A 13,263-nucleotide genomic window follows, 5' to 3' on the forward strand; every position below is an offset into this window, starting at 1 on the left:
CACAAGCACCTCAAGACTTCTGACCGACCTATATGAAGCCGATCTGGATAGTAGACGACGATCAATCAATTCGCTGGGTGCTCGAGAAAGCGCTGGCGCGCGAGAACTTCGCGACGCGCAGCTTCGCGAACGTGCGCGAAGCGTCGGCCGCGCTCGATCACGACAGCCCGCAGGTGCTGGTCTCCGATATCCGCATGCCTGGCGGCTCCGGGCTGGAGCTGCTGCAAACCGTACGCGACAAGGTGCCGGGCTTGCCGGTCATCATCATGACCGCGTTCTCGGATCTCGATAGCGCGGTCGCCGCATTCCAGGGCGGCGCATTCGAGTATCTGGCGAAGCCGTTCGACGTCGACAAGGCCGTCGAGCTGATTCGCCGCGCGGTCGACGAAAGCATGCGCGGCGAGCAGACGTGGGACGACCGCGTCGCCGAAGCGCCCGAGATGCTCGGCCAGGCGCCCGCGATGCAGGACATGTTTCGCGCGATCGGCCGCCTGTCGCATTCGGCGGCCACCGTGCTCATTACCGGCGAATCAGGCACCGGGAAGGAACTGGTCGCGCGTGCGCTGCACCGACATAGCCCACGCGCGAACGGCCCCTTCATCGCGTTGAACACGGCCGCGATTCCGAAGGATTTGCTGGAGTCCGAACTGTTCGGTCATGAGCGCGGGGCGTTCACCGGCGCGCAGGCGATGCGCCAGGGACGCTTCGAGCAGGCCGAGAACGGCACGCTGTTTCTCGACGAAATCGGCGACATGCCGTTCGATCTGCAGACGCGTTTGTTGCGCGTGCTGTCGGACGGGCAGTTCTATCGCGTGGGCGGCCACAATCCGTTGCGCGCGAATGTGCGGGTGATCGCGGCGACGCACCAGAATCTCGAATCGCGCGTGCGGCAGGGACTGTTTCGCGAGGACCTGTATCACCGTCTGAACGTGATCCGTCTGCGCTTGCCCGCGTTGCGCGAGCGCAACGAGGATATCCCGCTGCTGACGCGGCATTTCCTGCAAAAGAGTGCGCGCGATCTCGGCGTCGAACCGAAGCGCGTGTCCGAGGAGGCGGTCGCGTATCTCGCGTCGCTGCCGTTTCCGGGCAACGTGCGGCAACTCGAGAACCTCGCGAACTGGCTCACGGTGATGGCGCCCGCGCAGACGATCGAAACCAAGGATCTGCCGCCCGATCTCGGTCCCGCGCACGGCGCCGGGAGCGAGCCTGGTGCGGGCGCCGCTGCCGGCGCGACGACGGATGGGACCGTGGCGACCCATGCGGGAATCGCGGGCGGCGTGCCGCTCGCTGGCACGAACGGCGGCGCGCTCGTGCATCCGGGTGGGGCGGCCGGTGCGTCGGTCGCCACCGCGCTGAGCGCATGGGAAGGCGGCTTGCGCACCGAAGTCGCGCGCATGCTGCGCGAAAACGCGGCCGACGTGATGGACGAACTCGCGCGCCGCTTCGAAGCGGCCGTGATCCGCGAGGCGCTCGACTTCACGCGCGGCCGCAAGGTCGAGGCGGCCGAGCGGCTCGGCATCGGGCGCAATACGATTACGCGCAAGATTCAGGAGCTAAACCTAGAACCATAATAAAATCAATGACTTATCTTTGTTTTGCTGCGGTGCGTGGGCACTGTCTGTGGTACAGTCCGCGCACCCGTCAATCTCCCTCACCGGTCGTCCAATAGCTCCCGCTCGCCAGCTTTTCCCCGGCCTCCTTTAGCTTGCCCTCGTTGCTCTTGATATAGCGCTTAAGGGCGTCCCGGACTACCTCAGCCGTGGGCGTCCCTGTGATCGTTTGCAGTAACGCGAGCTTGTCTAAATCGGATACCTCTACCCGCACGTTGAGCGCTCGGGCCGGGGCCTTCTGTGGTCTACCTCTAGGCATTGTCGTAACCCTCTTTACGTTTAGTCCGAACCAGTCTAGCACGGGTATGCTTATTACTCGTAGCCGTCTTTACGGTATTTCGATATGACGAACATGTCTGTGTGCGCTATTTAACATAGCCATCTTTATGTTTATGATGGCGACACTGTAAGCGGCGTAGGCGAGCAGAGAAAAGAACCCGAAAGGCCAACGTAATCGCCGGATTGGGCCTAGAGGCTACCGGCTAGAGTCACGCATCACAACGAGGACGACCAAAGCATGAGAATGATTGACGTACATAACCGGGGGTATGACCGAGGCCGCGCTGTCGCCGCACGAGTCGAGGTGCCGCAGGCGGGCAAGGAATACCGGTTAGGGTCCGGGGAACGGGTGGTAATCCAAGACTGGTGGGACGCCAAGGCTGTAATGCTCGACCATGCGACTCGCGATGAGGTAACCGGCCCTGCGGACGTGCTGGTTGGTCTCTCGGAGGGAGTGTTAGCCCGCCGTCCTGGATGGGCGGAGCCGTACCACAGCGGAATTGTGGACGGTATTTGCACAGAGGTGGAGGCTCGCTTGTCCGTGGCAGGGTATTAGGGCGACAGCGGGGCGGGGAGGTATTCCACCAATGGTGGAAATTGGCGGGGCAGGCTGAGAGGCTTGTCCCGTTTTCCTTTTGAGGTTGCGCTTTATTTGCGGTGAAGGTGACGAACACAGAGCGGCCCACGCCGGACCGCGCCGTCATCACCTATCCTTTCCAGCTATCCCCGTACTTCATGTGCGCGGTCTGCGCCTTAATCTCAGCCTTCTCAAACTTAGTCTCAGGACCGCCGTAGTCCGGCTCTTGGTCCGACTCAGGTTCCGGGTTGGTCAGTTGCCGTGCCAGTATTGCAGGGTTGAGCAAGTACTGTCCCTCCCGGGTATAGAACCGATAAAGCTGATACCACGTTATCTGACTGTTGAGCTTGTCGCGGGTTACAGGGTGTTCTCTGTCCCGGAAATCCCACCCGCCGACTTCTCCCACTCGCCGATAAACCAGGCTACTAAACTCCGCCTGTGGGTCCGGCCTTACGTCTAGCCGTCGCCTGTAGCATGGAGGCCCTACGAAATCCCTTTGATGGACCCGGAGCGCGGCTGCGAGCGCTTCTAGTCGTTTGGCCTCCCGTTCCAACTCCTCGGGGCTGCGTATGACCGACTTACCGTCCCACTCGGCAAACACTTCGCTAGCCATGGCCTCCTCCTGTATCGCGGCTAGCTCCGCCCTCGTGTGATTCTTCGTACCCTTTGGTTTGAACTGCGGTTCAATCTCCACCAGCGCCCCGCCTATCAGCACGGTTACGGGCTTGGCGGCTTCTGCAGCTACGGCCTCACGGGCCAGACCTTTTAGGTAGTTCGTGGGGAGCGGCTTGGGTTGTTTGCCGTGCCGCGTGCAGTGTTCCTGTGCGACGGCTGCTAGTTTGAAATCACCCGCGTCCCCGGTTACCTCCTCGTATGACCTCCGGGACTGCACGTCCAGCAATACCGCACGGCTGACACTGAACATACAGGCCAGCACCCCGACTTTTACGTCCGTGGCCCGAATAACCCGGACCTCCTCGTCTGTGAAAACCCGCTTGCTGCGGTTCTTAGTCATGCGTCCTCGGTCTATCTGATTTGAGCCGACAAATTATACTAGCGAATTGTAGGCTCAACAAGCTGACCCGACAAAATCCACTCCCCACGTATTAAATGAGGAGAGAGCCGCGTAAGCGCCCGCTACATTCCCTCTCACACAGACCGAGAGAAACACCTCACACCCCGCGCGTGGTTTGTCCTGAGTCCCTTCCCGGAGGAGACACAGGAGAGACCGTGCATATCTTTTTGTAAACAATCAATAGGAGTACTTATGACAAAGGTTCATCGCAACACCGTAACCCGCCCGTACGCTGAGGACGGCACGCGGGTAATCTCGCTGCGCGTAACGCCAGCCACCCTTAAAAGCTTGCGCTTGTTGGCCGTGGAGCTAGATAGGTCCGTTTGTGATCTGCTGCGCGAACAAGCGGAAAAACTCGCGGACAAAATTAAGTAATGCCAGCGGGTCTCCAAATATTTAATGCGTCAGGCGTCGCGCTGTTAGATACGTCAGACCGTATTGGTCGCATTAAGGGCTACGCGCAGGTGAAAGGATTTACCGGTAGTGCGGCGTGCGATATGTCGGACGGAATACCGTTTTGGTCTTTCCAGCCTGACTTTATGTTTAAGCACATATCTAACCAAACGCCTCCGCCGATTATCACAATTGACTCTAACGGAATCTATTGGACCTACAGTAGCACCTCCGGCCTGAGTTACCCCAATCCTATTACGGGTTGGTTGTTCTTTGGGGTGTATTGAATGACGGTAGCAGGTAAAGGAGCAAAGTATTAATGCAAAAGCTGATTAGGGCACTAGTTAAACGGATGCGTGCGCAAGCTAAACGGAAACGAGAGACCAGGAAACATAGAGATAAAGTGGACTACATTAAGCGAGTAATCGAGTATTCGGCAGAAAACCCGGACAGGGTAAAACTAGTTTGGCTAGGGGACGAGCCAAGGCTGTTTGATATCAGCCAGCATAGCAACATGAAGCAGTACGAGGATATGCGGGCGTTATTCCCCAGCGAGGAGCAACAAGCGGAACAGGCATTACAGCGGCGTACGGGCTTGGTGATACTTCCAAGCATAGCGCAGAAATAACGCCACCCAACATTTAGCAGGCGGGCCGAATGGCCTAATCCGTCTTGCGGTAATAATTCAGGCTACCTTAACCCCAACCTAATTAGGATTGCTACATATGTCGTATATTAAAAATACTATCGAACTCGCTGCTACCCTGAAGTCGCACGAGATTGACCTTAACTCGCTTAACCCGGCTGTGCTGACGCGTAGCGAACAAATCAGCCTAGTTATTGCAAAGGCGTTGGGCGCTAACAAATTGCCGCCATACATGCGCGACGCAGTAGCTAAGAGCTACGCGGGCGTATCGGGCAAATCGGTTTATAAATCGCTTACGGAAATGCGGGCCATTCAGGCCGATATTACTAAGTCCGCCGTCGCACCGTACACGGTTGCAGGTACTGACGTTGCATACGTATCGCAGGCCCCAGGCGTTCAAGTGTTGGCCCCTGTCGTTACTCGTTCGCTGGTGGAAATGTTTGTTGCGATGGGCGCGCCGAATCTCCCTCCGGGAGTCCGTGCTCTGACCCAGAACGCTATGTTGTCGGCTGTGGAGATTCCTGAGGGCGGTATGTATCCGGCTGCGGCTCCGGCCAGTGATTTTGTGCTGGATAGCGCGCGTAAGTTCGGGCTTATCGTCGCCATGAATAATGAACTCTTGGCACTCGCTAGCGCTGAGGTGTTGGCCTGGGTGGAGAGCAACCTTACCAACGCGGCTAATAACGCTGTAGATAAGGCTGTTATTGATGCGATGGTTGCCGCCGCCGGTACCGCACAGACGACCGTTAAGGCCGCTTACGCTTCGTTCCCAGGTGATTTGCGCGGAGCAGTTTGGATCGGCTCGCCGGAAACTCTCGGCGGTTTGCGCTCCGCTGCTGAAACTCAGGTATCACCTAACGGCGGATTCTGGAATGGCCTGGCCTGCTTGCCGGTACTGGCCGCGCCTAGCGGGACTCTTCTGCTCGCTGACGTTAAGCGTACCGCCGTATATAACGGTGCAATGGTTATCGAGCATTCGGACCAAGCGAATATCGTTATGGATAGCGCGCCCACCGGCTCAATGGCGGCTCAATCGATGTTCACCACTAACACTACCGCTTTCCGTGTTACCCGTTATGCGGACGTGAAACTGTTGGTTAATCCGGTTGCATTGAACGTCGCGTAAGACACGGGAGGGGCCTCGGCCTCTCCAATAACACTAAGGATAGGACATCGTGAGCAAACTATTTATTCCAGCAGTACCAGACATTTCGAAAATGCGTATTGCCACGCCTCGTCAGACCGAGGAGCAAGCCGCAGCAAACGTGGGGCATCGGGCCGCAGCTATTTGGCGGGAAGTAGTGTTTAACCGCCCTAGCGAGGCGCGCAAAGCGGAATTGCGGGCTGAGCTTATCGGGCTGGTCGGGCTTTAAGGCGCTGAGGCCGCACAAGCTGTAACTTGTAACTAACACATTCACGGGCGGAAATCTCCGCCTGACTTATTGAGGACGACTAAGATGAAATTCATTATTGACGCCAATTTTTCCGACGAGCAGCTTAACCGCATTGTGTCCGCCTCTGAGGCGCAAATTATCGACCACCGTAAATCCGTGGCGCAGTTTGAGCAGATTCGAGATATGGCTAAGCTCCGCTTGCTGGCTATCGAAATCGCGGGCGCGGAGGTTGAGTGATTCATAACCCCGATATCACATTGCGAATTAGCGCTTCCGCTATGCGCTCGTTGCACCTAAGGGCCAATGCAGATGGATTGACGGTAGCTTCCGTGTTCCGCCGCCGCGCTTTCGAGCTTGCCAACGCACATAAACCCCGGTTCGTACTGGCCGGGGCAGAACTGGACCGAACGGTAACGGCGGGAGTCAATCCCCGAATCTACGCCCGTCTTAGTCGTCTAGCCGGTGAGCTTGGCGTGCCGCGTGACGCCGTTGCGGAGTTGGTGGCCAGCTTTGAGGGTGAGGAGCAATGAGCCGCCGTGACCTACTGGACGCATGCCAGAGAATCAGCATTCGCCCGGACCATGTAACGGGCGGAAAGCGCGGCAGCAAAGACAATAACTGGCTGAGAACTGAGCTTATTAACCGGACCTATGGCCCAGGTATGCAGTGGCAGTTCCGCAGCGCTGCGGAGGCCGATCAAGTCTGCGTAAGGGCCGTGGATTGTCGTCTTGGAAAGCTCGGACGCCTGCTGAGCATCGCTCAAGCTTCTATGCGGGAAGGTAATCGTGAGTTGGTTGAGTACAAGCGGCTGTGCGGCCTCACGCGCCGTAGACCGAATGACGAGGCGGAATTGCTCCGTAGCGCCCGTCAGTGGTTCGAGATTAGCCGGATTGCCCAGGAGCTTTGCGCCGTTGAGACCGGCGTTAATAACAGGGAGGTCCACTAATGGCACGAGCTAGGAGCAAACAGCGCAGCGCAGCGACGCACCTTAAAGCTATCAAGGCGCAGCGCACGGAATGGACGGACGCGGACCGGATCTTGGCGGAGAGCCTGGCCGAGGTGCGCGCGCAGATGGACGATGCACGAGCCGAGGCCAAGGGCGCGCCGCTTACGGTCCCCACGGCGACGGGGTCGCCGAAACCTAACCCGGTACATGCCGCTGTAGAGCGATTGGCAAGGCAGGAGGCGCAGCTTACGCGCCGTCTAGGGTTGGGCCTCAAGCGGAATGCACGAGGGCGGTACGAGGTCCAGAAATCACCCGCCGAGACCCGCATTAATTTGTGGGAAACGCACGGGGAGACCGTCCGCTCTGGGCTAATCCCCGGCCTGTGGTTTTGGCTGGTTCGTGAGAACGAATGTGAGCTTGAGGCCGATAGGCAATTTGCTACGGGTAACCCTACGGAGTTGCCAACCTAGCGATATGGGATATTCAGGGATAAATACCCCGCTAATCCCGATTGCCCTCGAAAAAAAGAGCATAAATTGCGTCATTGGTTAAAACGAAGGGAACCTGTCGGCGCTGCGGGTTTTAACCTTTGCAATTCTCAATACCCCCCCTCTATACCAGCATATTCCTTCCGTCAACCCATTTTGCGTCTATTTTACGAAATAGGAGAATTAATCTTTGGAACACCAATACGAATGCGCTAAGCACAAATGGCCTGAGCCGGGACATGCTGGCATGGAATGGAGTTGTCCTGGCTGTGCTGTAAGTAACTCGATTAAACGTAATGGCAAGCCATTAACGACCAAGCAAAAGCAGCGCTTAGCAGCAACGAGCGCACCACGTATCGATGACCTTAGCGGCCACGCTTGGGGAAAGATACGGGATCGAATCAAGCAGCGAGACCAATATACATGCCAAGCATGCAAACGGGTGGACCTACGCGGTGTAGTAGACCACGTTAAGCCATTGGAGCAAGGCGGGTCTAATGATGATGCTAACTTGCAGTATCTATGTAATCTGTGTCATGTGGATAAGACCAATAGAGACCGAGGGTTTAAGGTTAAACGTGGGTTCGGACCGGATGGATATCCGATAGATGGTAGCTGGTAATAACAGAGGGCAATCATATGAGATTAACAGGATGGAAGATACGTTGTATTCACTTTATGCTTAGCTCACAGGTATTCAGTAGCAGGAAAGAGGCTAATGATGCTGCGGTTTGTTTCTATGATTGCAGACCGTATGTGAAGATGAGAGATAGACCGTATCGGCTCGTAAAAACGCGTACCCCATTGTGTTTAGATTTAACCGTTGCCGGAACAACGTTGTCAAAATAGAATTTTAGGAATGCAAATGGATAATACTAGTATCGGCCCGATGAGTGACGTTCAATGGTACGCGGAGCTACCTCGTATTATTGATATTTTGGTTAAGGGTATTGATAAAGACGGGCTACGCTTGGAGCGAATACAAGCCGTTACCAGTAAAAGAGCGGTCCAACTATGGGTTAGCAAAGGGGATGCACGGGCGTGCGCCCCGGTTACCTTCGAATTTGGCGGGGCGGATATCTCGCTGGATACCGGTGCGTAATCGGTGGAATTCTCTGAAACCCTTGTCAGTATTGGGTTTTGATGGATTGACGTGGTATCATGGATACTTTCCTACTATTCTTTATAGAAGAAAGAATAAGGTAGTGGACGTTCGGGGGAGAATACATGAGCACGGCGGATAAGCGGGCCAGAGAGTCGGCCTATGTTAGGCAGGCGGAGGAGGATATCCGGCGGTATATCAAGGAGCGGGTCAAGGAGTTGAGTGCTCAGATTGGCCGCAAGGCTGGAGCGCCCCGCTTGCCCTATAAATTGATTCACCTCCCGGCCTTTACAGGTAGCTCCCGCGTGCCCCTGGAATTGCTGCGAGCATATCTGGCCCACCAGGACGCGGTAGACGGTATGACCGTCCCGGCCCGCCATGAATACCTGATTGCAATCGCTCTGCGCGCCATCGGGGCGGAAGGGGAGGCGGTCGATAAGCAGGTATGGTACGCGCCGCTTGAGAGCTACCAGAAAGAGCCCATGCACGAGCTATTGCGCCAGGCCGGATACTTTCCTAGTGACGCGGACGATACGCTAACCAAGTTGCGTAAGCTGGTTTTGGCGGGGAGGCCCGAAAGCGGAAACGCCTCTGAATCAGCTTTTGGAGAGGGTATCCATAGGGTGTACTTTATAGGGAACGTGGCCCATTACCGAGGTGAGGCTAGGACGATACAGCGGCATGAGGGCCGGGTACGCGTCAAGGTCAACGGAAAGCTAATCTCCATATGGGTATGGCTCAAAGAGTCAGTATCCAGGGATGACCAAGCTAGGGTACTTGAGCTAATCCGTAAGGCCGAGTGGGACGAGGCGGCCCGTAAGGTGGTAATCGAGCAAGCTCAGGAGCAAGCCGCACAGCGAATAGCGGACGAGGACGTACTGGCGGATATGTTTGAGACAGTTGATACGGGAATTGTGCGCGATTGCGATTAGCTCATTACACCGTTCAATGGGTCTGCGCTCGCGGCGCAGACCCCCGGTCCGGCATTGCTGCGGATCAGCAATGAGTGTACGCTGTCACGCTAAACTTCTCACGTCGGGGACTTTGTGTCGATCGTTAAAAAGCTGACTCTGGGATTCCGTCCCGGAAACCGCGCGTTCCGCGTGGAATCAATGCGCGGGCTACTTATTGACACTCTGATGGATGCGCGCGGTTCAGCTTTACCCGAGACTTTTTACACTCTAATCGCCGATCCGTCTCCAGCGGGTGTGGTCAGCTTGATGGACCAAGAGCAAGGTAATATCCTTTACGTAGATCGTGATAATGTGGTGATCACAAGGGACGTATATAAGAAGCAGAATGGGAACATCGACTTGGAGGCCGCGTTTGGGGATTTTAAGAGGGTTTGGGGTGTTATTCAAGGTGTTTTGAAACTCGATAACATCCGTCGTATCGGAATTGTTGCCGAACATCGCTACAAAGCGTCAGGGGATGGCAGTAGCGATCTAATCTCTAAGATTACCCGATTGCCAGTGCACGACTATCCAGCAAATTTTACGTTGCAGTTTGAAAGTCGTACTCATTCCGGTAAGGGGAAATTGGATGCTGCTAAAGGTGCGTTCACTAATTGCATCTATCAAATATACGATAGTGCGATAGACGCCACCGCCCCAGCGGAAGGTTTTATTAACTCCAATTTTGACTACCAGACGTACTATTCGCCGTTGATTAATACAAAAAATGTGACGGAAGAAATGGAGCGGCATTTTTTTGCCTTCAAAAGAGAGTTGGTGAAATTCAATTCAGAGATGGACGGACTCGGACTTAAGGGAAATGGGGCGAAGCAGAAATAACAGCCCGGCAATACCGTCGCGCCCCAATACGCCCTTACGAGGGAATCTAGGCACGTCGGAGACTTCGCCGGATGCGCGTGTCAACGTTGAGCCCGGTACGGGGTTCGCGCCGTATGGCTTGAATTACGTCCCCGCGCCGCCTCCAAAGGGTCCTAGTGAGTCGGATGCCGGCAAGTGGACTACTGACAGAATCGTAGGATATGCGGGCGGGGTCATAGGGATAATCGTTGTACTCATTTCTGTCGTTCTTTTCTTTTGGGGGATGAGCCACGACTTATCGGACCTAAAATCAGATGTAAAGGAAGACAGCGCAAAGCTTGGACAGTTGATTCAGAAAGCGGATAAAAACGCTTACGATGTGCAAAGCTTGCGGGATGAGATGCACGCGAATTCTGTAAGCTCCCATCGGAAATAAATTGGCTGGTGTCAACTGCCGACAGGGTCGCCGAGCCCAATTCAGTCACGTTGTAACCGTCCGCCGCTCTGAAACACGCGCGGTGGCCTTTGCTCGTCCGTAGCTAGCGCGCAATCGGCTGTGTCAACGGTTGCGCAAAACGGCTTACAGATAATATGTACTCCGTATTAAAGTTTACGCGTTTGCGCGTTGGATGACTAAACTTGGTCTTTCACTAGGAGAGACCGTGAGCGACATCGACTATTCATTATTTGGCCCCGCATCGATACGGAAGGCGGTAGACGCTATTAGGGACCGTCCAAAGCTAACGCGTGAGGAAGTACGAAAACTGGAGCATGAGAAGAATAATCTTATGTCCCGCTTTGACGAGGTTTCCACGATCATGCAACCACTTGAGGAATCTTACGTTAGCGTCCGCCGCAAGTTGGACCCGAAGTACGACCCAGACAAGGATAGGAAGTTAGAGGAGGTCAACAGGGCAGGCGGTGAGCGGTACAAGCAACTTCTATCGCAGATTGAGCCGTTACACGAGACTTGGATGCGGGTTGTGGCCGCCCGCGACGCGCAGTGGTACCTGTTGGCCGTCCTCGGTGAGGCCGTGAAGCTTTGCGAGGTCATACACCTATCTGTCGAGGCGGAGCGCCCGAGGGAGGCTACGTGACCGAGCAGGAAGCTATCGACATGGCTGTTAGGGCCGTTTCGATCTACGCGGGTCGCCACCCAAGACCGAGCCAGGCTACGGCAAAGCAAGCGGGAGAAATGCTCAACTTGAGCCGCCCCACCGTGCGCAAATTGATGGACGCGGGTAAGCTCCGCTACAACCAATGCGGACTCATTCCGATTGAACAGGTAGACGCGTTGCTTGCCTGTCGAGATTGATCGCTAGCCGGGTAGCTTCAATCCGTGTATCGCGTAGGACGCCATAGCCCCCACAAGCGGACGCAACGGGAAAAACTCCCCGCCGTAGTTGCTTGACGCGTCTCCCTCGCTATGGCCTTGCAGCGCGTCCGCTATCTCCTTGGTAATGCCGCATTCACGGCATACGTCCTTGAATGTGTGGCGGAACGAGTGAAAGACCATCTTAGGGCTAGTGGGCTTACACTCGGCCCGTAACATTCTTTGAATCCACCACGCGGACCAAAGCGAGGACTCTACGCCGTACTTGTCCTTGCGTAATTCGTGGAATATACGGGGCTTACCCGTTTGCGCCCGCGCGTACTTCACAAAACCTAAGCGTATAAGCTCCTGGTGGACCGGGATACGGCGGACGCTATACGAGTTCTTAACGCTCTGGCCGTGTTCTTCGCTGTTGATCAATTGCATTACCCATGCTTTGCGCTCTTTACCGCTGTCGTCCCGGTAGCTCTCCTCATGTACGTTATCCGGGCTTAGCTGGCAAAGCTCCTCAACACGTGCGCCTGTGTATAGGCCAAGCAAAGGGAGCCAATACGCGGCTTCTCCGCGTCCCGCTTCGGGCCGGTAGTCCTCCGTGTAGATGCGGTGTGCAAATATGCGGTTAAGCGTAGCCAGGTCGAAAGGAGGGCGCGCGGTTCGCGCGTGCTTTTTCTTGCCCTCGCGCTTAACGCCTGTTGCGGGGTTGGTCTCTATCCATGCCTTGCCAATTGCGTAGGTGAAAAGCGTACGGAGATTGTTAAGCGTTTGATCGACAGAGGTAGGCCCAACTCCTTCCGCCTCTAGCGCGTCCTTCAAGGCAACGATTTGCGCCTTAGTGATGCGAGGCACGGCAACGCGCCCCATCTTTGCGTGGAAACGGTCCACCGCGCGATGGAATGCGAGGGCCGCGCGCGACTCTGGCTGTCGGTCTTTCTCCCATAGGCGCGCCAGCGTGTCTAACGAGCGGTCCATAGGCCGCGTTTCCAGTGGGGCGGGCGCGGCCTTGGTGGGAGCTTGCGGGGGCACTACGAGCGCTGCCAGCGCGGTAACGATGTGGGGCGCATGTCCATTGGTATCGCCTAATACTCCGCGTATAGCCTCTTTCATATCCGCCACGCGTTGCTGTCGGCGTTGGGCTTGGCGAGCCTCCCGCGCTAGTTGCTCATCATGGTTGGCGAATTGAACGTCTAGAGGCTCCTCAAACAGAGCGGCGGACGCATACATATCTAGCTCAGCGTCCTCAGCCGCCTCCCGTGCGATCGGCCCATAGTCCGGCGTTGCCGAGACCGGAACGTTGGGCGCGTTCAATTCAGCGCGGAGCTTATCGAAGATGCGATCAAGCTCGACAGCCGCTTGACGGGCTAGTTTGTCCGCCTCTGAACGTTTCGCACTGCCTAGCGCTTGCTGGTGTTCGGACTTGCCGAAAGCATCGACTAAATCAACCGGGACGCGGCGCCGGTAATAATATCGGTTGCCCCGTTTAACTACATGTTCGCTCATTTTTCGCGGTCTTTTTGAAATGGTCTGTGGTACATCCACGTGGTAAAGAATCACGCCGGAAACCCTTATCAGGCTTTGGTTCCAGTGTACAAGCGCGTTCTAGCCTGTGCAACAATTTCAGGAGCTCAATCTGGAGCCTTGACACGCTCGT

Annotated in this window: 15 protein-coding genes; 13 read left to right on the plus strand and 2 right to left on the minus strand. The window is 56.0% G+C overall.

Features of this window, described 5'->3' with window-relative positions; all coding sequences use genetic code 11:
* Positions 1–32: 32 nt before the first annotated feature.
* Complete coding sequence (gene ntrC, locus F6X40_RS01830; protein WP_184070931.1) at positions 33–1,571, plus strand: nitrogen regulation protein NR(I); 1,539 nt, start codon at positions 33–35, stop codon at positions 1,569–1,571.
* A gap of 1,025 nt (positions 1,572–2,596) precedes the next feature.
* Here ntrC and F6X40_RS01835 read toward each other — a convergent pair.
* Complete coding sequence (locus tag F6X40_RS01835; protein ID WP_187626631.1) at positions 2,597–3,481, minus strand: hypothetical protein; 885 nt, start codon at positions 3,479–3,481, stop codon at positions 2,597–2,599.
* Positions 3,482–3,733: 252 nt separating this feature from the next.
* Between F6X40_RS01835 and F6X40_RS01840 the strand changes: the two genes are divergently transcribed.
* The 12 genes from F6X40_RS01840 (at position 3,734) to F6X40_RS01895 (ending at position 11,597) form a co-directional block, all read left to right on the plus strand.
* The gene (locus F6X40_RS01840; protein WP_187626632.1) at positions 3,734–3,916 is read left to right on the plus strand and encodes a hypothetical protein; all 183 of its coding nucleotides are present in this window, start codon (positions 3,734–3,736) and stop codon (positions 3,914–3,916) included.
* A gap of 337 nt (positions 3,917–4,253) precedes the next feature.
* On the plus strand, positions 4,254–4,562 hold the full coding sequence (locus F6X40_RS01845) for a hypothetical protein (protein WP_187626633.1): 309 nt from the start codon (positions 4,254–4,256) through the stop codon (positions 4,560–4,562).
* Positions 4,563–4,659: 97 nt separating this feature from the next.
* Positions 4,660–5,706 carry a hypothetical protein gene (locus tag F6X40_RS01850; RefSeq protein ID WP_187626634.1) on the plus strand — a complete coding sequence of 349 codons (1,047 nt, stop codon included), beginning with the start codon at positions 4,660–4,662 and terminating at the stop codon, positions 5,704–5,706.
* Between the two features lie 49 nt (positions 5,707–5,755).
* A complete protein-coding gene (locus F6X40_RS01855) occupies positions 5,756–5,953 on the plus strand; it encodes a hypothetical protein (RefSeq protein WP_187626635.1) in 198 nt (65 codons plus the stop codon).
* 84 nt (positions 5,954–6,037) lie between these two features.
* Entirely contained in the window at positions 6,038–6,211 is a 174-nt protein-coding gene (locus F6X40_RS01860; RefSeq protein WP_187626636.1) for a hypothetical protein, read from the plus strand.
* A gap of 289 nt (positions 6,212–6,500) precedes the next feature.
* Positions 6,501–6,920 (plus strand): hypothetical protein, encoded by a 420-nt coding sequence (locus tag F6X40_RS01865; RefSeq protein WP_187626637.1) that lies wholly within the window; start codon positions 6,501–6,503, stop codon positions 6,918–6,920.
* 735 nt (positions 6,921–7,655) lie between these two features.
* Entirely contained in the window at positions 7,656–8,030 is a 375-nt protein-coding gene (locus F6X40_RS01870; protein WP_187626698.1) for an HNH endonuclease, read from the plus strand.
* A 243-nt stretch (positions 8,031–8,273) separates the two neighbouring features.
* On the plus strand, positions 8,274–8,510 hold the full coding sequence (locus F6X40_RS01875) for a hypothetical protein (RefSeq protein WP_187626638.1): 237 nt from the start codon (positions 8,274–8,276) through the stop codon (positions 8,508–8,510).
* Between the two features lie 125 nt (positions 8,511–8,635).
* The gene (locus F6X40_RS01880; RefSeq protein ID WP_187626639.1) at positions 8,636–9,442 is read left to right on the plus strand and encodes a hypothetical protein; all 807 of its coding nucleotides are present in this window, start codon (positions 8,636–8,638) and stop codon (positions 9,440–9,442) included.
* A 114-nt stretch (positions 9,443–9,556) separates the two neighbouring features.
* Complete coding sequence (locus F6X40_RS01885; protein WP_187626640.1) at positions 9,557–10,303, plus strand: hypothetical protein; 747 nt, start codon at positions 9,557–9,559, stop codon at positions 10,301–10,303.
* A 641-nt stretch (positions 10,304–10,944) separates the two neighbouring features.
* Positions 10,945–11,379: a hypothetical protein gene (locus tag F6X40_RS01890; RefSeq protein WP_187626641.1), complete on the plus strand. Its 435-nt coding sequence runs from the start codon at positions 10,945–10,947 to the stop codon at positions 11,377–11,379.
* Positions 11,376–11,597 carry a helix-turn-helix domain-containing protein gene (locus F6X40_RS01895; protein ID WP_316251780.1) on the plus strand — a complete coding sequence of 74 codons (222 nt, stop codon included), beginning with the start codon at positions 11,376–11,378 and terminating at the stop codon, positions 11,595–11,597. Before F6X40_RS01890 ends, F6X40_RS01895 begins: the two co-directional genes overlap by 4 nt.
* 3 nt (positions 11,598–11,600) lie before the next feature.
* Here the strand turns inward: F6X40_RS01895 and F6X40_RS01900 are convergent, their stop codons facing one another.
* Positions 11,601–13,112 (minus strand): tyrosine-type recombinase/integrase, encoded by a 1,512-nt coding sequence (locus F6X40_RS01900; protein ID WP_187626642.1) that lies wholly within the window; start codon positions 13,110–13,112, stop codon positions 11,601–11,603.
* Positions 13,113–13,263: the final 151 nt, after the last annotated feature.

The sequence above is a fragment of the Paraburkholderia sp. UCT31 genome (assembly GCF_014397655.1).
GTDB classification, from domain to species: Bacteria; Pseudomonadota; Gammaproteobacteria; order Burkholderiales; family Burkholderiaceae; genus Paraburkholderia; species Paraburkholderia tuberum.

What these genes read in the sequence shown, in the direction of transcription:
- ntrC (WP_184070931.1), top strand. Translation starts at nt 33, where the DNA reads ATGAAGCCGATCTGGATAGTAGACGACGATCAATCAATTCGCTGGGTG.
- F6X40_RS01835 (WP_187626631.1), bottom strand. Translation starts at nt 3,481, where the DNA reads ATGACTAAGAACCGCAGCAAGCGGGTTTTCACAGACGAGGAGGTCCGG.
- F6X40_RS01840 (WP_187626632.1), top strand. Translation starts at nt 3,734, where the DNA reads ATGACAAAGGTTCATCGCAACACCGTAACCCGCCCGTACGCTGAGGAC.
- F6X40_RS01845 (WP_187626633.1), top strand. Translation starts at nt 4,254, where the DNA reads ATGCAAAAGCTGATTAGGGCACTAGTTAAACGGATGCGTGCGCAAGCT.
- F6X40_RS01850 (WP_187626634.1), top strand. Translation starts at nt 4,660, where the DNA reads ATGTCGTATATTAAAAATACTATCGAACTCGCTGCTACCCTGAAGTCG.
- F6X40_RS01860 (WP_187626636.1), top strand. Translation starts at nt 6,038, where the DNA reads ATGAAATTCATTATTGACGCCAATTTTTCCGACGAGCAGCTTAACCGC.
- F6X40_RS01865 (WP_187626637.1), top strand. Translation starts at nt 6,501, where the DNA reads ATGAGCCGCCGTGACCTACTGGACGCATGCCAGAGAATCAGCATTCGC.
- F6X40_RS01870 (WP_187626698.1), top strand. Translation starts at nt 7,656, where the DNA reads ATGGAATGGAGTTGTCCTGGCTGTGCTGTAAGTAACTCGATTAAACGT.
- F6X40_RS01875 (WP_187626638.1), top strand. Translation starts at nt 8,274, where the DNA reads ATGGATAATACTAGTATCGGCCCGATGAGTGACGTTCAATGGTACGCG.
- F6X40_RS01880 (WP_187626639.1), top strand. Translation starts at nt 8,636, where the DNA reads ATGAGCACGGCGGATAAGCGGGCCAGAGAGTCGGCCTATGTTAGGCAG.
- F6X40_RS01900 (WP_187626642.1), bottom strand. Translation starts at nt 13,112, where the DNA reads ATGAGCGAACATGTAGTTAAACGGGGCAACCGATATTATTACCGGCGC.